The organism is Capsulimonas sp. (assembly GCF_039929585.1).
Lineage (GTDB): Bacteria > Armatimonadota > Armatimonadia > Armatimonadales > Capsulimonadaceae > Capsulimonas.
The window spans coordinates 44071-61292 of record NZ_JBDSQY010000338.1 but is presented as its reverse complement, the minus strand read 5'-3'; the positions used below and the strand labels follow the sequence as shown (position 1 = coordinate 61292).

At 59.3% G+C, this 17222-nt stretch carries 24 protein-coding genes; 14 read left to right on the top strand and 10 right to left on the bottom strand.

From position 1 onward, the window contains the following. Positions 1 to 2: 2 nt before the first annotated feature. Positions 3 to 353 carry a hypothetical protein gene (locus ABIZ35_RS25965; RefSeq protein WP_348222846.1) on the bottom strand — a complete coding sequence of 117 codons (351 nt, stop codon included), beginning with the start codon at positions 351 to 353 and terminating at the stop codon, positions 3 to 5. Positions 354 to 516: 163 nt separating this feature from the next. Here ABIZ35_RS25965 and ABIZ35_RS25960 point away from each other — a divergent pair, with 163 nt between their 5' ends. After that, the gene (locus tag ABIZ35_RS25960) at positions 517 to 765 is read left to right on the top strand and encodes a helix-turn-helix domain-containing protein (RefSeq protein ID WP_348222845.1); all 249 of its coding nucleotides are present in this window, start codon (positions 517 to 519) and stop codon (positions 763 to 765) included. After that, positions 749 to 1096: a hypothetical protein gene (locus ABIZ35_RS25955; RefSeq protein ID WP_348222844.1), complete on the top strand. Its 348-nt coding sequence runs from the start codon at positions 749 to 751 to the stop codon at positions 1094 to 1096. The genes ABIZ35_RS25960 and ABIZ35_RS25955 overlap by 17 nt, the downstream gene beginning before the upstream one ends. Positions 1097 to 1144: 48 nt before the next feature. On the opposite strand, the gene ABIZ35_RS25950 is transcribed toward ABIZ35_RS25955, so the two are convergent. Beyond that, positions 1145 to 1360 (bottom strand): hypothetical protein, encoded by a 216-nt coding sequence (locus ABIZ35_RS25950; RefSeq protein WP_348222843.1) that lies wholly within the window; start codon positions 1358 to 1360, stop codon positions 1145 to 1147. Positions 1361 to 1370: 10 nt separating this feature from the next. Beyond that, positions 1371 to 1703: a hypothetical protein gene (locus ABIZ35_RS25945; RefSeq protein ID WP_348222842.1), complete on the bottom strand. Its 333-nt coding sequence runs from the start codon at positions 1701 to 1703 to the stop codon at positions 1371 to 1373. Positions 1704 to 2026: 323 nt separating this feature from the next. Here ABIZ35_RS25945 and ABIZ35_RS25940 point away from each other — a divergent pair, with 323 nt between their 5' ends. The 10 genes from ABIZ35_RS25940 (at position 2027) to ABIZ35_RS25895 (ending at position 7343) form a co-directional block, all read left to right on the top strand. Beyond that, positions 2027 to 2266 (top strand): hypothetical protein, encoded by a 240-nt coding sequence (locus tag ABIZ35_RS25940; protein ID WP_348222841.1) that lies wholly within the window; start codon positions 2027 to 2029, stop codon positions 2264 to 2266. Positions 2267 to 2315: 49 nt separating this feature from the next. Further along, positions 2316 to 2525, top strand: a complete 210-nt coding sequence (locus ABIZ35_RS25935) for a hypothetical protein (RefSeq protein WP_348222840.1) — start codon at positions 2316 to 2318, stop codon at positions 2523 to 2525. A gap of 47 nt (positions 2526 to 2572) precedes the next feature. Next, positions 2573 to 2830 carry a hypothetical protein gene (locus tag ABIZ35_RS25930; RefSeq protein ID WP_348222839.1) on the top strand — a complete coding sequence of 86 codons (258 nt, stop codon included), beginning with the start codon at positions 2573 to 2575 and terminating at the stop codon, positions 2828 to 2830. Between the two features lie 43 nt (positions 2831 to 2873). After that, positions 2874 to 3131 carry a hypothetical protein gene (locus ABIZ35_RS25925; RefSeq protein ID WP_348222838.1) on the top strand — a complete coding sequence of 86 codons (258 nt, stop codon included), beginning with the start codon at positions 2874 to 2876 and terminating at the stop codon, positions 3129 to 3131. Between the two features lie 7 nt (positions 3132 to 3138). After that, positions 3139 to 3456, top strand: coding sequence for a hypothetical protein (locus ABIZ35_RS25920; RefSeq protein ID WP_348222837.1), 318 nt, complete (start codon positions 3139 to 3141; stop codon positions 3454 to 3456). 22 nt (positions 3457 to 3478) lie between these two features. Beyond that, the gene (locus ABIZ35_RS25915; protein ID WP_348222836.1) at positions 3479 to 3709 is read left to right on the top strand and encodes a hypothetical protein; all 231 of its coding nucleotides are present in this window, start codon (positions 3479 to 3481) and stop codon (positions 3707 to 3709) included. After that, the gene (locus ABIZ35_RS25910; RefSeq protein ID WP_348222835.1) at positions 3709 to 3924 is read left to right on the top strand and encodes a hypothetical protein; all 216 of its coding nucleotides are present in this window, start codon (positions 3709 to 3711) and stop codon (positions 3922 to 3924) included. Before ABIZ35_RS25915 ends, ABIZ35_RS25910 begins: the two co-directional genes overlap by 1 nt. Continuing rightward, a complete protein-coding gene (locus ABIZ35_RS25905) occupies positions 3921 to 4457 on the top strand; it encodes an HAD domain-containing protein (protein ID WP_348222834.1) in 537 nt (178 codons plus the stop codon). Before ABIZ35_RS25910 ends, ABIZ35_RS25905 begins: the two co-directional genes overlap by 4 nt. 350 nt (positions 4458 to 4807) lie before the next feature. After that, positions 4808 to 5389 (top strand): hypothetical protein, encoded by a 582-nt coding sequence (locus ABIZ35_RS25900; RefSeq protein WP_348222833.1) that lies wholly within the window; start codon positions 4808 to 4810, stop codon positions 5387 to 5389. Positions 5390 to 5597: 208 nt separating this feature from the next. Next, entirely contained in the window at positions 5598 to 7343 is a 1746-nt protein-coding gene (locus ABIZ35_RS25895) for a DUF87 domain-containing protein (protein ID WP_348222832.1), read from the top strand. A gap of 961 nt (positions 7344 to 8304) precedes the next feature. Here ABIZ35_RS25895 and ABIZ35_RS25890 read toward each other — a convergent pair. The 4 genes from ABIZ35_RS25890 to ABIZ35_RS25875 form a co-directional block, all read right to left on the bottom strand. After that, positions 8305 to 8703, bottom strand: a complete 399-nt coding sequence (locus ABIZ35_RS25890; RefSeq protein ID WP_348222831.1) for a hypothetical protein — start codon at positions 8701 to 8703, stop codon at positions 8305 to 8307. A 192-nt stretch (positions 8704 to 8895) separates the two neighbouring features. After that, on the bottom strand, positions 8896 to 12057 hold the full coding sequence (locus tag ABIZ35_RS25885; protein WP_348222830.1) for a DNA polymerase III subunit alpha: 3162 nt from the start codon (positions 12055 to 12057) through the stop codon (positions 8896 to 8898). A gap of 85 nt (positions 12058 to 12142) precedes the next feature. Further along, complete coding sequence (locus tag ABIZ35_RS25880) at positions 12143 to 13543, bottom strand: hypothetical protein (RefSeq protein WP_348222829.1); 1401 nt, start codon at positions 13541 to 13543, stop codon at positions 12143 to 12145. 50 nt (positions 13544 to 13593) lie between these two features. Next, positions 13594 to 13800, bottom strand: a complete 207-nt coding sequence (locus tag ABIZ35_RS25875) for a hypothetical protein (RefSeq protein WP_348222828.1) — start codon at positions 13798 to 13800, stop codon at positions 13594 to 13596. A 116-nt stretch (positions 13801 to 13916) separates the two neighbouring features. Here ABIZ35_RS25875 and tnpA point away from each other — a divergent pair, with 116 nt between their 5' ends. Both tnpA and ABIZ35_RS25865 read left to right on the top strand, forming a co-directional pair. Further along, positions 13917 to 14366 (top strand): IS200/IS605 family transposase, encoded by a 450-nt coding sequence (gene tnpA / locus ABIZ35_RS25870; RefSeq protein ID WP_348222827.1) that lies wholly within the window; start codon positions 13917 to 13919, stop codon positions 14364 to 14366. A 482-nt stretch (positions 14367 to 14848) separates the two neighbouring features. After that, positions 14849 to 15970 carry a site-specific integrase gene (locus ABIZ35_RS25865; protein WP_348222826.1) on the top strand — a complete coding sequence of 374 codons (1122 nt, stop codon included), beginning with the start codon at positions 14849 to 14851 and terminating at the stop codon, positions 15968 to 15970. Positions 15971 to 15973: 3 nt separating this feature from the next. On the opposite strand, the gene ABIZ35_RS25860 is transcribed toward ABIZ35_RS25865, so the two are convergent. From ABIZ35_RS25860 to ABIZ35_RS25850, 3 genes are read right to left on the bottom strand one after another with little or no spacing between them, the layout of a single operon-like run. Next, positions 15974 to 16501, bottom strand: a complete 528-nt coding sequence (locus ABIZ35_RS25860; RefSeq protein WP_348222825.1) for a hypothetical protein — start codon at positions 16499 to 16501, stop codon at positions 15974 to 15976. Continuing rightward, positions 16498 to 16764: a hypothetical protein gene (locus ABIZ35_RS25855; protein WP_348222824.1), complete on the bottom strand. Its 267-nt coding sequence runs from the start codon at positions 16762 to 16764 to the stop codon at positions 16498 to 16500. Before ABIZ35_RS25855 ends, ABIZ35_RS25860 begins: the two co-directional genes overlap by 4 nt. Positions 16765 to 16802: 38 nt before the next feature. After that, a complete protein-coding gene (locus ABIZ35_RS25850) occupies positions 16803 to 17210 on the bottom strand; it encodes a hypothetical protein (protein ID WP_348222823.1) in 408 nt (135 codons plus the stop codon). Positions 17211 to 17222: the final 12 nt, after the last annotated feature.

The window sequence follows — 17222 nt, the reverse complement described above, 5'->3', positions numbered from 1 at the left end:
CCTTAGTTCGCCATCTCTTTGGACCGGATCACGGCATCAATGATGACCACGCCATGATGGCTGCGCTTGCTCGGACACTGCACCGTCCACTCGCCGGAGAGCAGATCGTGCATCACCACGAAGCGGCTAGTCGGATCGGCCGGGTGCGTCACCACGATCGACTCGGCGAGAGGAGCGTAGCCGCCGCTCTGGAACGTCCGCCACTCGTAGGGCTCCATCGTGTAAGTGCGAACCACCTCGGTCACGGTCGGCATCGGGTACTGCTCCATCGGAACCGCCATCGAGGAGAGCACGGCGGCGCGGTCGGCGGCGAGAACATCGTAAGCGTCTGGAATTGTGGTAAAATTTTTCATGCGGGTCAGGGTCCTTCTGATCGGCGCCGCCCCCGAGGATGTTAGAGCATCCGGAGGGGCAATTCGTTTGTCTGATGTATTAAGTATACTACATTCTACTTTAGTAGTCAATGGTAAAGTAGAAATTAATTGACTTTATTTTATAAGCGTGCTACAATTCGGCATGGATGAGAAGGATTTAGAGCAGCTGATCACGCCAGCGCGGGCGGCTGAGATCAAACAGGTGTCCAAGGCGACGATCTATAAGGCGGTGAAGGAGAACCGGCTGAGGGCTGTCTATGCGGCCGGGGCTATGGCGTTCCTCCAGGCGGACCTGGACGCCTGGCAGCCGGCGAGCTATGGAGGAGTGAAGCGGGCGGTTGTGACGCGTGGGACACCGAAGAAGGAGATAAAGAATGAGACGAGCTCGTAAGACAGTCGCGGAGAAAAACGCCGAACAAGAGGCTGCAACACAGAGGGCATGGAGCAATTTTCAGAAAAAACTGTCGAGCGTCGAGACGGTTCTCCAAGTGCTAGAGCTTTACGGACAGGCTCCGCCTGTAGACTCCTCAGGCAGAAAATTTTACTCGAACCTTGGGAATTTCCTGCTGACTTTTTCAGCACCAGCTGGCGCCAGTGCAACAGAACTCAGAGAATATCTTCGCGTTATCAAAATATACGATGAAGAAGGAATGCTCAAACCAGGAGTAAGAGAAGCGACTGAGGCGAGGCTCAGTCACGCATTAAAAGCTGACAGATTCTAACCTCTAGCCAGTGTTCACGCTGAAACCTGATATCCAAAAGCTGGAGTTTTAATCCAGCGGGCCGAAATAGACCGTCTCATATTCCTCGCTGGCATTGCGCCCGATCTCAGGCTCCGACGCCTTCTGAGGGCCGATCGTCCAGCACCAGAGGATGCGTCCGCGTCCGCAGTGCTGGCAGATCACCGCCATCTCGGGATGAGGCGCTGCGCACTCGATTTCGTTCCGGCCGTCACACACATTGCAATAGCGCGTCAGCTGCGCCATAGAAAACCTCTCAGTTCATGGACTGCGCACAACGGTTGCAGATACCGTTCTTGCGACTCCGATGTCGCTTTCTGATTCCGCACACTGGGCAAAGAGCCACCGTCCCCTCAGGCTCGGGCAAGCTCTCGGAGGGCGGGGGGAATGCTGCGACGCCTTCCTCATAGTTCTCCAGCACCCGCTCAAACCACGCCGTCTTTTCCATCCCGGCCACCGCCGCCGCCTTCTCCCAAATCTCATTATGCCGGCCGTAGAGGCGCAGACCGCGCGCAATCTTCGTGTGCTCTGGGTCTTTCACCTTCGCCCCTCGCGTTTCCTCAGGATGCTTCTTTGTTGATTTCTTCACACTTTTATTATTGCATATACATAAATTAAATACAAGGGCGCTTCAGGCGTATTATTAATCGATCAATAAATTGTTGGTAAAGCGGGGAGGGTTATGGGAGACGCATGCAGGCGCAACTTTTTCCAGAGCAGGCGCCTACATGCTGGGTCGAAAGGACCGTACCGCCATTGTACCCGCGCCTCCGATAAATCATATTGGTCGAGGGAAAATATTCTTGTATATACACAATAAGTATTGACTTTTATTTTTGTATATGCAATAATAAAAGTGTGAGAGGGAACTTTCCAGAGCAGCCCTACACAATCGAAAGGAGACCGAAAGTAATGCCCTATGAAGAAGCACTGCGGTGGGTGAATGAGAACATGGAGGGTGAGGACATCATCAACCAGACGCTCGTTCTGAAAATGCTCATCACCGGCGAATTTGTGATCTGCTCCTTCTGTAGCAGCGCCATCGACGCCGACGAGCATTGCACGGTTTGCGGCGAAGAGGCGGATCGCAAGGCGAAAGTCGCCGCCGAGCAGGAGTGGGACGCTCACGATCTACGAGATACTCGCTACTAGGTGAGAAAGGGGAGGGGGGAGAAACCCTCCTCCCCGAAAGGACTTCATCATGGCGTACAAGCTCGGCGAAACCACCTTTAGCGACGAACGGGAAGCAAATACCGTGCTCGCCGCTCTGCGCTTCTATCAAACCCATATGCGAGGGGTTGTCCATCCTGATGAAATGGAATGGGCGGAAGACCTTGCGACAGACGGAGGGAAGCATGAGCCTCCCACAGTCGAGAACCTCGACGAAATCATTGAACGCATTTACTGGTGATGGGAATTGGTATGAATAACTTCGCCGGTTGAGGGGAGCGAGAAGCTATGATCCAGCACTTCGAAATCTCCAGTGACGAGTACGGGAACGAGTACATATATTGGTTCGAGGATCTTTTTCACGAGATCCTGCTCCACAAAGATGGCGAGCCCGATGTCACGATCTCCGGAGTGTCCGTCCGCGAGTTCCGCTCCGCCCTCCAGGTGATCCAGAACGACATCGCCGACGGCGGGGAGAAACAGGAAGCCGCCGACGATCTGGAGCGGCTTTTGGAAATCTGGTACAACACGGCCGACGCCGCGTAGCAGAGTTACTGCCCCTCAGAAAGCTGAGGGGCAAGGAGACAGTATGGACGAAACACCGAATAATTTGGACCGAGCGTCTAAAAACATGCGCAAGGCGCGCGGCAAGCACGCCAGCGCCTTGGCCCAGAAGAAACTGCATCCCACTGACCCGGCGGCCGCCCAGCGCCTCCAGGACGCCACGGGGGCGTCGCGGGAGGCTTGGAGCGATTACCAGGAAGCGGCGGACGCAGCGCTCGCGCCAATCAAGGCCGATATTGACGAGCTTGGCGCGGGGCGGCTGGATGCTAAAGGCGAGGATTGAGGAACACATGGCGATCATTCGCGGAAAATTCAAACGGACGCTGGCACCTTGGGAGCAGCAACGTCAGGAGTGGGGGATTGATCGCGATTTCTACAGTCTTGTACATAAGGCAATTTGGGACATTGCCAGAGGTGGAGCTGAATTCAAATCCGATATCTACGCTCCATCGTACGATTTCCTTGTCAACAAAGGACTGCTGGAGCACTTCGAGCGTGATATTTCGGAGGACATCACTTGGCAGTTTGTGCATCTCTCTGACACAGGAATACAGATCGCAAACAGGATATTCCCGAGCAAAAACTTTCACAAGTTCATTCCCCAATAATCGGCTATGCGAAAGGCTCTTTATGAATTTAAGATTAATTCACGGATGGACGCTGCTCACCTCGGAGTCGGATTATGAGATTTTCCACGAGCAGAACGAAGCGGAGGCAGGCTCCCCGCCGCTTGCGTATCCTGTGCTGGCCACGCCCGTCTTCGGATTTGGCGGAAGCGACCGGGAGTACCTGTACCTTGATGCGCCGCAGCTCGATGATATGCAGGAGGCGCTGACGCGCTCGGGCGCGGCGGTGGTCTAATGGAAACAACGCAAGATTGCTCCGTGGTCACATCCTGGCGTTTTGCGTCGGTTTTGGCGACGAACCGGGAAGGCAAGCGGAGCATCTGGCGCTCAACGCGCCGCGATCCCACCGAGCCGAGCGTTAACGTGTGGTTCGCGGTGACGGAGGCGGGAGTCCGACCTTCGGAGGACGTTCCGCCTGGCGGCTGGCGGCGCGTGAGGATTAAAGGGTGAAACTTATCTTCCTCGACTTTGACGGCGTTCTGAACTCTCACGCCTGGATGGCCGGCGAAGTCTACAAGAACAAACCCAGCCTCTACGCGGACCGCCTGGCGTGGCACCTGGGGAAGATCGACCCCGCCGCCGTCCTGCGGGTGAGCCGCATCGTCCAGGAGACAGATGCGCGGATCGTGATTTCGTCCGCATGGCGTTCGTCCAGCCACCACTGCGGGAGCACAGCGTATCTGGGCGCGCTCCTTGCCCGGCACGGCTTGCAGGAGCATCGAAAACGCGTCATCGGCATTACGCCGGACGTGACGGACCGGCGCCCAGGCAAGCCGCCAATACAGATCGTTGGCAGCGATCGCTGGTCGGAGATCCGGATGTACCTGGACGGCGCTCCGGAGTGCGATCGCTTCGTAGTAATCGACGATGACCCCGTCATAGGGACGCCTGCGGAGAATTTCGTGCGGACGGATTATACGGTTGGACTGACGGACGTGGACGCCGAGAAGGCGATCGCGATTTTGCATGGTGAGGCCATTTGAATGGTGGATCTGAACGAAGCCGCGATAGAAGATGTGAGGATCAGATCATGCGACCGAAACGAGCGATTCGCCAAGGTGAAAAGAGACTTCGATCAAGGCCTGATACGCCTATTACCTTTGTACGATCGAGTAATGGAAGATTTCGGGGCCGCCATGTCTTCTATGCCTGGGCAACCCGTGCATACCGCATCAACACAGCGCTCGTGATGCATGCTCAGCTGCTTTATGCAGGCATCTCCGTCGAAATGGCGGACCAGACTTACGAATACTGGCATGAGATCGCCGTTAGAGGGTTCTGAGGCTGATATGGAGATGGGGCGGAATATTGACAGATTATGGCGGGTGCTCGTATGAAAAACCTTGCGCCTACAATTTCGGGGCGAGATATCAGCCCCGACTTTCGCCCAAGCGCGATCGACGCTCGGATTGCCAGCGAGGTGCTGCGGCATGAAGGGACGCCGGAGGCGATCCGCTGCTTCGCCAGGCTCTCCATGCCGCTTACGAGCTATGGATACTGGCATATGCTCTCCGTGCTGTGGGTGTCGTACACGGGGTACAGCGATCTGGGTTTGTGGAAGACGCTCTTCTCATCCAGTCGCAAGAACCGCGAGACGAGCATTATGAAGCCATCGGAGATCGCCGCGCTGCGCCGTCTGCCGGAGCAGATCACGGTATATCGCGCACATCGGCCGGGAGAGACTGACTGGATCGCCTACACGCTGAATCCGCAAACCGCAGCCCGCTTCGCCCACGAGCGCGGCGTGAGCCACATCCGCGCATATGTGGTCGATAGGCCCGACGTCCTGGCGCTGTTCTTGCGGCGCAGCGAACATGAGATTTTGGCTCTCGACAAGACACGTCCGCGTTTTGTACGCGAAATTGAGGTAATCGTAGGCGAGATAGGAAAGTCGAAGGTCAGAGCAGGAGAATAAGAAGGGGTCCCCGCGCAGGATATCGCCTCGCGGGGATGCTGGTTTCGGCTTTTGGCATTGTCGATATCTGCACTCAGCCTACACTGTGTTTCGGGGCGCAGCGCCCTGTCATTTTATGTCGACCTAGACGCGGCCGGCGCACAAGGAGCACGGAAATAATACCACCGGGCAAAGCCGATGTCAATGAGTATTTTGTAAAGAAATGACGATGAATCCTATGATCCCACTCCTGCCCATTGAAGAAGGCGCGCCCGGCGCCGCGCTGGACCTGGGGCGCCTGCTCTCATCACGCCTGCTGATCCAGGCGGCGAGCGGCGGCGGCAAGAGCCGTGCGCTCCGATATATCCTGGAGCAGACCCATGGCCACGTGCAGCAGATCGTGCTCGATCCGGAGGGCGAGTTCGCGAGCTTGCGCGAAAAATTCGATTTCATCCTGGCTGGTAAAGAAGGCGATGTGCCTGCGGAACCGGCTTCGGCCGCCCTGCTCTGCCGGCGCCTGGTGGAGCTGCGCGCATCGGCCGTGATCGATCTCTACGATTTATCTCCCAGCGACAAGAGAAAGTTCGTGCGCATCTTCCTCCAGGAGCTGATGGGGCTGCCGCGTGAGATGTGGCGGCCGCTGCTCGTTGTGATCGACGAAGCACACGTTTTCGCGCCAGAGCGAGGATCCGGAGACGCGGAATCGACGGACGCCGTGATACAACTATGTAGCCAAGGTCGCAAGCGCGGATTTGCACCGATCTTAGCCACCCAGCGCCTCGCTAAGGTTCATAAGGACGCCGCCGGCGATTTGCTCAACAAAATGATAGGGCTCACGGATCAAGACGTGGACGTGAAGCGCGCCGGGGAAGGTCTGGGGATGGATGCGCGATCACGCGTTGCTTTGAAGCGCCTCCGACCCGGACAGTTCTATATTTCTGGGCCGGCCTTTGTCGGCGCCGACGGGGAACGCATCACGGACCTACAAGTGGTGCTGACCGGCGCGGTTACGACGTCGCATCCAGACGCAAGCGCGGTGGGGGCCGGGGCCTATGCGCCGCCGCCCGCGCCGGCGGCGATCGCCGCCTTGCTCGCCCAGCTCACGGACCTCCCGGCCCAAGCCGAGGCGGAGGCGTCGACGGTGGAGCAGCTTCGCCGGCAGATCGCGGAGCTGAAGGCGCGGCCGGGAGGTGAGATTCAGACTGTGGAGAAGCTGGTGGAAGTGCGCATCGAAGTTCCGGTGGTTTCCGAGGAGCAAGTCAGCCAGCTTCAGGAGACGGCAGCGGCGCTCGCGGACCATGCGCGGGAGATTACAGACCAGGTAGTACGCCTCCATGAAGCGATCGCGCGCGTGCGGCCGCCAGCGCCGGCCGCGCTTGTCTACGCGGAACCTGAGCCGAAGTCTGAAATCATCCGAGAAAGGGCGGAGAAGCCTCCCACGCCAAAGACTGCTCCCCCAGGATACATGATCCCTGCCAAGAGCTCCATTCCGGCGCCGCAGCAACGGATCCTGGACACGCTGGCCAGCTTTGAGCGGCTTGGGGTCAAAGGCGTCGACCGCTCCAATGTGGCGGTCTATTCCGATATCTCCAGCAAGAGCAGCGCGTTCAGTGCGCATATTACGCGGATGAAGGACGCAGGGCTGATCTGCTATCCGTCCGGAGGAATGGTGGCGCTGACGGCATCCGGACGGACGAAGGCGAAATCGTCAACGCCACCGGCCACGCGCGCTCAGCTCCACCAGGCGTGGATCCAGCGGCTACCGGCGGCGCAGGGGCGCATCGTCGAGCAGCTCCTGACGACGCATCCGAAGGCCCTTACGCGCGACGAGCTGGCAAAGCGGAGCCGGCAGTCGATCACCAGCTCCGCCTTCAGCGCGAATATCAGCGAACTGAAGAGTCTGGGCCTGGTCGATTATCCGCGCCCTGGCAGCGTTTGCGCCACCACTTTACTATTTCCTTCTGGGCTTTCTTAAAGAGTGGCTCCAACAGACAATGAAGCAATGCATGATCCAATTCGTCGGCCAGGATTGGCGGTATCTGAATATTCTGATGATGGGCGATAAACAGCGCCCAGGGTCCCCAGTGCATAGACAATCTCCTTTAAGCGGTGAGTTCAGACCTGTGATGGTCTATGCCTAGGGGTCACAGCGGTCCGGTTTGTACTGGACGGACGCAGGAAATCTCTAAGAATTTTTGGACGGTCGAGAATCCGCAGCGAATTGGAGACTTGCTGCGGCGAGTCTTCCGCCAAAAAGTCCTCCAGATCCAGCCATCCCTCGCCAATACTTATAATAACGGCGCCAAAGTTATTCAGGAGAGGTGCAAAACCTCGCAAAATGTGGGAAAATAGGGGTAGTTGTCGCTGGAGCCCATGTCACGATGGACGCCAGCGACTGCAAGACCAGGAAATGTCATCGGCTACTTGCATCAGCCGGAAGACATGCATCATCTATCATTAGGCAATGCTGATGATGTGAAGGACCAGGGCCGCGATCGCGAATGCGATACTGATTACGGTAAACCAAGCTTCGATGTCCATAGTAGTGGATATCCCTTTCTCGTTCATGGATCTGCGACAGCGACGCCCCGGGATTAGGCCCCCGGATGTAGCTTTTGCAGATCCTTTTGCCTGGCGAATTTGGGTTGCCAGACCTCACCACTCGGTTTCGCTCTTCCTTTCTCCCGCTTATAGAATAGTCATTGTTGATTTCGAGCGGAAGCGCACAGGTTTGCCAGGATCAATCATCCTAGATCTCCCGATACTTTATGTTAAGAAGATTCAGCTAAGGCGCACTAAAGCGGAGGAGCATCCATGCGGGATAATTCTTTTGTTTGTGCAATATACATGATCGTGTCAGGCGGATGAACAACTATGCAAACAAGCCTTGCCGGCGATCGCCGGCAAGGCTTGTTTGTTTGGGCGCAACTTAAAACTCAATCGTCACCAGCACGCGCCACGGCCCGCAGCGCCGCCTCCGCAAAGGCGTCCTCGTGCTCCGACATTTCCAAGGTCGGCTTGTTCCAGGAAAGGATCTTCGCTTCGCCAAATTCCACGACCACCAGCGCTGTCGCAGTCATATCCGTGGCGCGGCGACGCGGGGCGTTTTCGTCCTCCACTGCCGGCTTGAAGCCCACGGTGAAGACCCGCATCTCGTCATCCGCCTTCGCTTTCTTCAATAGATCGATGAACTTCTGCGGAATCTGACCATTCACCGCGTCCACTGGAGCCGCCGTGATGGTGTACTTTTCCGCGATCTCGTTTGCGTCCATAACTCCTCCCGCCGTGTCCGTAACTCCTGCCTTCTCCGTAGCCTCTAAGGTTGCACTGCTCATTTGATGTTCCTTTCTATTAATCGATCAATATATTCTCATCGGTGGAGACGCGCCCCATATTTTCATACAATCAAGCTGGCCCAGCTGAGCCCAGGGGGAGAACGGTCCCAAAAATTCCATACAAGCACATAGTCTTCCGTTCGCTTCTGCCATACAAGCACTCAGTTTTCATTTGCTCCAGCCATACAAGCATTAACTAAGCACGGGCGCCGTCGGCCGCGCGGGATATCCCTGCGCGACGTTTTGCGCCAACCTCGGAACACGGAAGGGCGCGGCGCGCTGCACGATCAGCGTGACGCCTTTCCCGTTGCGCTGCACCTTTGCCTCCACCATGACGGACTGCGACAATAAGAACACGCTCGTGTATTTGTCGATCGCCTGCCCAAACGTGATCAATTGCAGGATCTCTGTCTCGTCCTCCAGGGAAGAGAACAGGACCGGCTTGCCCGAGCGCGTCGGCGGCCGGTGGGGACGGATGTTGATCCCAGCGACGCGCACGATCGATCCGTCCAGCGCCTGCTGCGCCTCCATCGCCGTGATGAAGCCGCGTGCGCGAAGCTGATCCCGGAAATGGCTCATCACATGGCACTCCGCCGTCACGCCCGTCAGTCGCCATGTCCACAGAAATCGCTCCCAGGCGCTGAAGTCATCAATGTTGCTGCACGGGGTGGAGAGAGCCGCCGCCTCGCCGAGCGCCAGCTCCCGCTGAACGCCGCCGGTCGACCGGTAGGACATCGCCGTACAGATTGTCTGATCGAGCGCCCAGAGCAGTCCGCGCCGCTCTGGGTGGAGCGAATCGAATGCGCCGGCAAGAATGAGGTTTTCCAGCGCGTCGCGGCGCAGCGGCAGGCGCGCGCAGAAATCGAGAAGGGACGCGAACGGCCTGGAGGCGCGCACCTCGAGTACGGCGGCGATATCCTCGGCGCGAAGATCCGCGAGGAGGCGAAATCCCAGGCGAAGGGCATCGTCCGTCTGTGCATGGCATTTGTCGCCGCTCTCGTTGATATCCAGCGGCAGGATCTGGACACCGCGACGCCGCGCCTCCGCCGCCAGGCTGTTGGCGCTGTAGAAGCCCATCGGCTGCTCGGACATCAGGCCGGCGTAGAACGGGGCAGGATGGTGGACCGAGAGATAGGCGGTCCGGTATCCCGTCAAGGCGAAGCTGGCGGCGTGTCCCTCGATAAACCCATATCCGGCCCAGCCGGCGATTTGCTGCCAGATCATAAAGGCCGTCTTAGGGCGAAGATCCGGCCAGCGGCGCCGTGCGCGCTCAATGAACTCCATTCCCGCCTGGTCCAGCGTGCCTTCTTTGGTGTGCCTCGTAAGCGCCTTGCGCATGGCGTCCGCTTCGCCTTCGCTGCACCCGGTCATGGCTTGGAACACGTCGTTGACTTGCTCCTGAAAAACAACGCACCCGTAGGTTTTGGCGAGGGAGATCTCCAGCGCCGGGTGGAGGACGTCGACACGCGCGTAGCCGTTTCTTGCCGCCACGAATCGATTGACCACGTTGCCGCGCACCGGCCCCGGTCGGATCAGCGCCACCGACGCCACCAGGTCCTCAAAATGCGTCGGCTGAAGCGTTACCGCCAGGCTCATCTGCGCCGCCGATTCAAACTGGAATGCGCCGATCGCCTTGCCCGACTGGATCATATTGTAGGTCGCGTCATCGTCCATTGGGATCCGGTCGTAGGCAAAGTCTGGATGCGACCTGGCGAGTTCGTCTTCGGCGTCCGCGACGGCGGAGAGCATGCGCAGGGCGAGGATGTCGAACTTGATCGCGCCGACGGTCTCCGCGTCGTCTTTATCCAGCGTCCAGATCTGCGTGATCCCGCGCGCCGACGGCGAGAGCGGCGCGATGGTGGCCAGCGGCACGCGGCTGATGACGACGCCTGAAGAATGGCTGCCCATGTGCCTGGGAAAGCCGGCGATCTGCGCGCACAAGTAGAACAGCGCCTGGAACTGATCACGCAGCGCCTTGTGCGGCCGCAGCTCCGCATAACCGTCGAATGCGGCGCCGATTTCGCCGGCGTGGACGAAGTGGCTGATATGCCTAGCCAGGAACGTCAGGGCGTCCGCCGGCAGCGCCAGGGCCTTGCCGATATCCCGGATGGCCGACCTTGCCCAGTAGGTGTGGAATGTGCAGACGACGGCGACATTCGGCTCGCCGTACGTGCGCACCACATGCTCGAAGACTTCGTCGCGGCGTGAGCTGGGAAAATCCATATCGATATCTGGTGTCTTCCCAGGCACGAGGAAACGGGCAAATGGGAGATTGCGCGCGATCACATCGACGTCGGTCAGATCCAGGCAATAAGCGACGCAGCAGTCCGCGGCGGATCCGCGCCCCGTCGCCCGGATTCCCTGCGCCCGGGCCCAGCGCACGACGTCGCGCACCATCAGGAAATAGTCGGCGTATCCCAGCGTCGTGATGACCGAAAGCTCATGCTCCAGCCGTCCGCGAAGCCCCGCCGGCGCGCTCCGGTACCGACGCCGCGCGCCGTCGTACGCCAGGCGCCGAAGCTCCAGGGCCGCGTCGCCGCCCGCGAACTTCGGCGTGATATCCTCGCCCGCCGGCAGAACGTCTTCGCAGCGATCGCTGATCCGTACGGTATTCGCCAAAGCATCGGGACGCCAACCGAAGAGCTGCTGCATTTCGAAGGCGCTTTTGAGATAGCGCTGATTGTTGAACGGCCGATCCGGATGCACCTCACGAACCGTGACGCCGGCGCGCACGCAGCGCAGTAGATCGTGGGCGACGAAACCGTAGGGCGCGGCGTAATGGACGTTGTTGGTGGCCACCGCCGGCGCGCCAATCGAATCCGCCAGCATGGCGAGCTCGCGCGCGACGCGCTCCGAACCGGGCGTCAGATCGTCCTGCAGCTCGATATAAAACGCGCCGGGGAACCAGACGGCGAGCCGCTCGGCCATCACTTTGGCGGCGGAGTACTCGTGGCGCAGCACATGCCAGGCGATGCGCCCTCGAATGCATCCGGAGAGGCAGATCAGGCCTGCGGCAAGCGGCGACAGATGCGACCAGCGCAGGCGCGGCGTCAGGCGGCCGCCGTCGGCATAGGAGAGCGTCAGCAGGCGGCAGAGGTTCGCGTAGCCGGCGCGCGTCTCAGCGAGGAGCGTCAAGTGCGTGCCGTCTTCCATGGTCACCTCGGCGCCCAGGATCGGCTTCACGCTGTACTGGCGGCAGCAGTGGGTGAACTTGACGGCGGCCGAGACGTGGTCATGATCGGTCATCGCGATCGCGGGCATGCCCATCGCGGCCGCCGCGCGGACCAGATCCTCAATACGGCTCGCGCCATCCAGGAAGCTGTATTCGGTGTGTACGTGCAGATGTGAGAACATATCGTGTGAGTTACAGTAAAATCCATCGTGAAATTCGACCGTCTATGAAAAGCCGTTCATCTGTATCAATCGGCCATGCTGTCGATTAGTCGGCCATGGCCTGAAGCGTCCAGTCTCCGTCCGCCTCGTGCAGTTCGGCAAGCGCGCCGGCGGCGGTCAGCACCCGCCAGACCTCGCGCTCCGACGTCGCCGCGCCCGCCGCCTGCGTCTCCCGCCAGTGGTTCTGGACGCACGCGACCACATGTCGCGTCTTTTTGCCAGCGAACGCCGCCGGCGTTCCGTCCTGGAGGCGCACCTGGACAGCCTCGCGGGTTTTGTGCCCCAGCGGATAGGCGCGCAGCGCGCGCTGCGTCGCCTCGTACATCGCCTCGGCGGTCGTCACCGAGCCGCCGCCCCATCGCTCCCGAATATAGATCAGCGCCGCCGCCGTCTTGCGCTCACGCTCCGCCGGCATTGCGCCGCCGTTCTCATCCAGCAGAGAAAGCTGAAGACCAGATCCGGAGCCGAGTTCACCTGCGACGAGCCGAAGTCCCAGGACGCCACGCTCTGGCCGGGTGCGCTCTAGGAGCCTGAGCGCGCCGCGGTGAATCGCCGCCGCGTCCGACGCCGGCAGGACCAGGCGCTCCCAGTGGCTGGCCACGCCGCGCGCGTGCGCCACCTGGAGCGAAAGCGTGCGGCAATATTCGTGCCGCGACTGGATGCGCACGGCGATCTTTTCCGAAAGGCGCAGGAGCGCCGCGTCGATCAGCGGAAGATACTGCGTCTCGTCCTCGAACGCCGTCTGCGCCTCCTCCGTACGCTCCGGCCAAGCGGCGCGGACGCGGTCCCCGTCTCGTCCGTGCGCGAGAGCGGCCAGGCGGCCGCCGGCGAGGCGAAGATCCTTCGGCAGCCGCCCCGCGTGCCCCGCCGCCTGGCCGAGCGTGCGGATCCCGAGCTTCTCCAGGCGCGCACGCGCTTTCGCATCCACGCCAGGAACATTGGCGACCGGGACGGAGCCCAGAAACTCCAGTTCGCCGCCGGGGGGAACGGTCATTACTTCCCCAGGACGCGCGCGAAGGGCGGCGCGGCGGGCGGTGAACTTGGACGCGCCGATCCCAGCGAGGACGGGCGCGCCTATGGCATCCGACATGGCGGACGCGAATGAGGGGACGCTGTTAAGAACAAATGTTCTGTCGGCAAGCAAAAAAAAGATCTCGGGCGAAATCGGCTCGACGGTGGAGGATTCGGCGGCGGCGATGTCCCAGAGAACGCGGGCGCGCCCCTGGTAGGCGGTAAGGTCGTAGGGAAGGATTAAGAGGGCCGGGCAGAAAGCGCGGGCGGCGGAAAGAGTCTGTCCAGGGCGAACGCCATGCGCGGCGGCGAGTTCTGAAGGCGCAAAGACGGCGCCGTCATCCGTGACGAGGGCGAAGGGAACGCCGGCGAGATCTGGGCGGCGCGCCTGCTCACAAGCGACGCTCAGCGCGGGAATGGAAAAGCAAACAACCATAGCAGATCCTCCGTGGCTATGTATCAGTTGTCTACATTATAGCCGGATGTCTACCAGGAGTCAAACATAAGTTTGCCCCCTGCCGAAATATTTATTTGCTCTGTCGCCGCGCTTACAATACGCCGAATCTCAAAATCAATGGCCGATGCGGACCGATCAAACATGTTGGGCGCCATGTGCCAGCCGCCGGAGAAACGGCTGCGCATCCCTTCGTCCAGGCCGTAATCCTGGGATGAAAAACTATCCGAAATCGGCATGCGGATCCGCTCAGGGCGGCTTTTAACTAGTATTCCCCGTGGCTTGCCACGGACCTGCCAGGCTCTAACTTTGCGTTCGTGTTCGGCTTACTCGAAAGTTCTGCCATACTTGACGCATGGTTGTCAAGAAGGGCTCGCATTGCGCGTACGAGATCCACTATCACATCGTGTTTCCTGTGAAATACCGGAAGGCGTTGATCCGTCCTGAAATCGAAGTCGCGCTCGTTGAGATCGCGTCAGACATTCAGGAACGCTACTTTATTGAGTTCGAGCAGATGGGCGCGGACCTGGACCACATTCATCTTCTCTGCTCCGCTCATCCGAAAATGAGTATTGGCAGTATCGTTGGTAAGTTCAAAAGTCTCACGGCGCGGCAGCTATTTAAGCGGTTCCCCAAACTGAAGGAAGAGCTCTGGGGTGGTGAGTTCTGGTCCGATGGTTATTATGTGGCGACGGTTGGTGAGCGCAATAATTGGGAAACCGTCGCCAAGTATGTCAAGAACCAAGGGAACGAGTCCGCGAAAAGCCTTCGCCGTTTTGTCCAGCCTACGCTGCCAGGCCTTTAACTGGCCTTGCGATGATGATACCGAGAAGTGGGCCTGAGACTAGCGTTCCGATTCGTGCTGCTCAGACCAAGAGGCAGTTGCCTCGGGTGACAGTCCTTATCTTTAGATACCCCGTCGGCTTGCCACGGGAAGTTTCATTTCCTGGGCGTTTCCTGAGTATTTAGGGCGCGGCTTCGAACTTGATTTTACTGCATAAACGCCTGTGCGAGCATTCTGGCGCGACTGGAATTAATCCCTGGTATTTCGCACCATTTTTCGGGGTTTAATTCGGGGGAATCAATTCTCGAACACGTGTTCGCGCTTACACCCTGAGAAATACTTTCACGATTACTACAGAGAACGTAGGTTCTCGGTAGTAATAATAATATTCCATGATATAATAGAAAAAGAATTCATTGTCGTCTCCATTTTCGGGGGCCATTCTCAATTGAATGATTGTTCCCTTCTAGCCTGCCCTTATAGATCCCAAGCAGCCAAACACCATGAACCCAGAGCAGCCAATCATCATTTTGCAAAACGACGTCGCGCAGCCGCCGTCCCGGGTCCTGCGCGACGCGCACATCGAGAGCCTCGCCGACGCGCGCGCGCAGGCGGCGGATGACGAGCCGCCTGGCGAAGAGGCGCTGATCCGCCTGGCGCAGTCCGCCGGCGAGCTCGCCCGGCCGGGTCCGCCGCCGCCGCTGTCCGAGCATCCCGCCGCGGTGTACCTGGCGAGCCTGGCGCCCGGATCGCGGCCGACGATGCGCCAGGCGCTGGCGACGATCGCCGAGATCCTCAGCAATGGCCAGTGCGATATCATGACGCTTGACTGGGCGGCGCTTCGCTACAAACATACGGCGGCGCTGCGCGCGGTCCTCATGGAAAAGTATTCGCCGGCGACGGTGAAGAAAATGCTCGCGGCGCTGAAGCGCGTTCTGCATGAGTGCTGGCGGCTGGGGCAAATCTCCGAAGAGGCCCGGGCGCGCGCCAGCGATGTGCGCGTCAAGGTTCCGGACACGGCGCCGCGCGGCCGCGAGATTTATGAGGGCGAGATCCGGGCGATGTTTGGATCCTGCAAAAAGGATGTGACCATCCGGGGGCGCCGCGACGCGGCGCTGCTGGCAGTGCTGGATGGCTGCGGCATCCGCCGCGAGGAAGCGGCGGATTTGTGCGTGCGCGACTATGACCCGGAAACCGGCCAGATCACTGTTCGCGCGGGAAAAGGAAACAAGTACCGCATCGTCTACTCGCCGGACGGGACGGTGGCCGCAATGGACGCCTGGCTGCCGAAGCTCGCCGCCGCCGGCGCGGCGCATTCGGATCCGCTGGCGCCGCTCTTCCCGGCGATCAACAAAGGCGGACGGGTTCGGCTGAAGAACATGACGGCCGGCGCCATCTACCTCATCATCCAGGCCCGGGCGCAAAAGGCCAACGTCAAGGAAATCACCACGCACGATTTCCGGCGCCACTTCGTGGGCGAATCCCTGGACGCCGGCGAGGATATCGCCACCGTCCAAAGAGCCTGCGGCCACACGGATCCGAAGACTACGGCGAAGTACGATCGCCGCGGGAACCGAACGCTGCGTCGCCTGGCCGGGAAGCTCCACGTGCCGTACGAGGGGTAGCCTTTATTCTTTCGGCTCTTCCAATTCAGCTTCCGAAAATGCGATACCGATGGACAAGAAGAAAGCGGATGCCACCGCGAAGAGGAACATCTGGGCGTTGATGATCAGTGTCGACGCCGGCTCCAATAAGATCATCATCGAGAGTACGATGATGCTGGGTATGAATGCGGTAATCAAGACGATTGCGGCCATGAGCGACATTCGTTCAGGGACAGTGACCTTCCGTCGTCCGAGGATCGCAACAAACTTAGTGATCACAATCCCGGACATGATGACCGAGCAGACGGACCATTCGGGAAGTGCGATGATCTCATGCCACGATCGACCTTTAAGATAATAGATCAGCATAAACATCAGCGCCGCAACAACGATGAACATGTACTCGATCACGACTGTTGTGCGGGCTCGTTCGAGAACTGTGGCTTCTTCTGTGACTTTTGGCGGCGTGGACATCTCGGGCGCCACGTTTTCCGTAGAAACCTTTTGTTCGGTTGCTGCAAGAACGTTCCGGTCGATCTGATCCGTCATCATTCGTTCTCCGAGGCCTTACTTCTCTTAGCAATGACTTTGACAACAAAATCGCCGATCGGCTCATCCTTATAAATCATCTCAGGCATCTCGATCTTAAAGCCACGGCCAATGCGGTGCGCGACCTGCACGAGAGCAAGAGCGCCGGCGCAGCCGTGGTAGCCATAGTTTTCCCGGTCACGCGTATGAAGCTGCTCATAGCATTTGCGAACCAGCGCTCCCATCTCGGCGTCGGAGAGTTCATCATACAGTTTAACGACTGCCATTGGTTTCAGGCTCCTCCTGAGGATCACATCTGTCATGATCAGCGCTCCATCCGCACGATCGATGGATTGACTTCCATGTTCCATGCGGCGGCTTTGCGCTCTTCCGCTTCCTGCACTGGCGCCGCCAGTGCATTGACCTGGATCCGTGCGCCGGGGACAGGGCTTATGCCAAGAACGCCACACACTTCGCATCGGAAGTGGCGCGAATGAACGCTTTTCCAGATCCCATATTCCGAAGATGGCCGATGCTTGGACGGTTCTTTGTAAAGATAAACCCAGGTGTGCTCGTGGTTCTCCGTCAGGAGGCGGAACTGTTCGGCGCGGTCCGTTAGGAGATCCGCCCACTCTCCATCCGTCAAATCGTATGTGGCCTGGATATTAGCGATGGCCTGGAAGAGCGCATCGCCGGCGACATCAAGTTTATTGCTGCGTGTTCTTTGTGACATTCTAGGATCTCC

Coding starts and splice junctions, on each gene's coding strand:
- ABIZ35_RS25965 (WP_348222846.1), bottom strand. CDS start 353: ATGAAAAATTTTACCACAATTCCAGACGCTTACGATGTTCTCGCCGCC.
- ABIZ35_RS25915 (WP_348222836.1), top strand. CDS start 3,479: ATGAATTTAAGATTAATTCACGGATGGACGCTGCTCACCTCGGAGTCG.
- ABIZ35_RS25890 (WP_348222831.1), bottom strand. CDS start 8,703: ATGAGCAGTGCAACCTTAGAGGCTACGGAGAAGGCAGGAGTTACGGAC.
- tnpA (WP_348222827.1), top strand. CDS start 13,917: ATGGTTGTCAAGAAGGGCTCGCATTGCGCGTACGAGATCCACTATCAC.
- ABIZ35_RS25920 (WP_348222837.1), top strand. CDS start 3,139: ATGGCGATCATTCGCGGAAAATTCAAACGGACGCTGGCACCTTGGGAG.
- ABIZ35_RS25950 (WP_348222843.1), bottom strand. CDS start 1,360: ATGGCGCAGCTGACGCGCTATTGCAATGTGTGTGACGGCCGGAACGAA.
- ABIZ35_RS25875 (WP_348222828.1), bottom strand. CDS start 13,800: ATGCCGATTTCGGATAGTTTTTCATCCCAGGATTACGGCCTGGACGAA.
- ABIZ35_RS25860 (WP_348222825.1), bottom strand. CDS start 16,501: ATGATGACGGATCAGATCGACCGGAACGTTCTTGCAGCAACCGAACAA.
- ABIZ35_RS25935 (WP_348222840.1), top strand. CDS start 2,316: ATGGCGTACAAGCTCGGCGAAACCACCTTTAGCGACGAACGGGAAGCA.
- ABIZ35_RS25895 (WP_348222832.1), top strand. CDS start 5,598: ATGAATCCTATGATCCCACTCCTGCCCATTGAAGAAGGCGCGCCCGGC.
- ABIZ35_RS25910 (WP_348222835.1), top strand. CDS start 3,709: ATGGAAACAACGCAAGATTGCTCCGTGGTCACATCCTGGCGTTTTGCG.
- ABIZ35_RS25880 (WP_348222829.1), bottom strand. CDS start 13,543: ATGGTTGTTTGCTTTTCCATTCCCGCGCTGAGCGTCGCTTGTGAGCAG.
- ABIZ35_RS25930 (WP_348222839.1), top strand. CDS start 2,573: ATGATCCAGCACTTCGAAATCTCCAGTGACGAGTACGGGAACGAGTAC.
- ABIZ35_RS25925 (WP_348222838.1), top strand. CDS start 2,874: ATGGACGAAACACCGAATAATTTGGACCGAGCGTCTAAAAACATGCGC.
- ABIZ35_RS25900 (WP_348222833.1), top strand. CDS start 4,808: ATGAAAAACCTTGCGCCTACAATTTCGGGGCGAGATATCAGCCCCGAC.
- ABIZ35_RS25960 (WP_348222845.1), top strand. CDS start 517: ATGGATGAGAAGGATTTAGAGCAGCTGATCACGCCAGCGCGGGCGGCT.
- ABIZ35_RS25850 (WP_348222823.1), bottom strand. CDS start 17,210: ATGTCACAAAGAACACGCAGCAATAAACTTGATGTCGCCGGCGATGCG.
- ABIZ35_RS25865 (WP_348222826.1), top strand. CDS start 14,849: ATGAACCCAGAGCAGCCAATCATCATTTTGCAAAACGACGTCGCGCAG.
- ABIZ35_RS25855 (WP_348222824.1), bottom strand. CDS start 16,764: ATGGCAGTCGTTAAACTGTATGATGAACTCTCCGACGCCGAGATGGGA.
- ABIZ35_RS25885 (WP_348222830.1), bottom strand. CDS start 12,057: ATGTTCTCACATCTGCACGTACACACCGAATACAGCTTCCTGGATGGC.
- ABIZ35_RS25955 (WP_348222844.1), top strand. CDS start 749: ATGAGACGAGCTCGTAAGACAGTCGCGGAGAAAAACGCCGAACAAGAG.
- ABIZ35_RS25940 (WP_348222841.1), top strand. CDS start 2,027: ATGCCCTATGAAGAAGCACTGCGGTGGGTGAATGAGAACATGGAGGGT.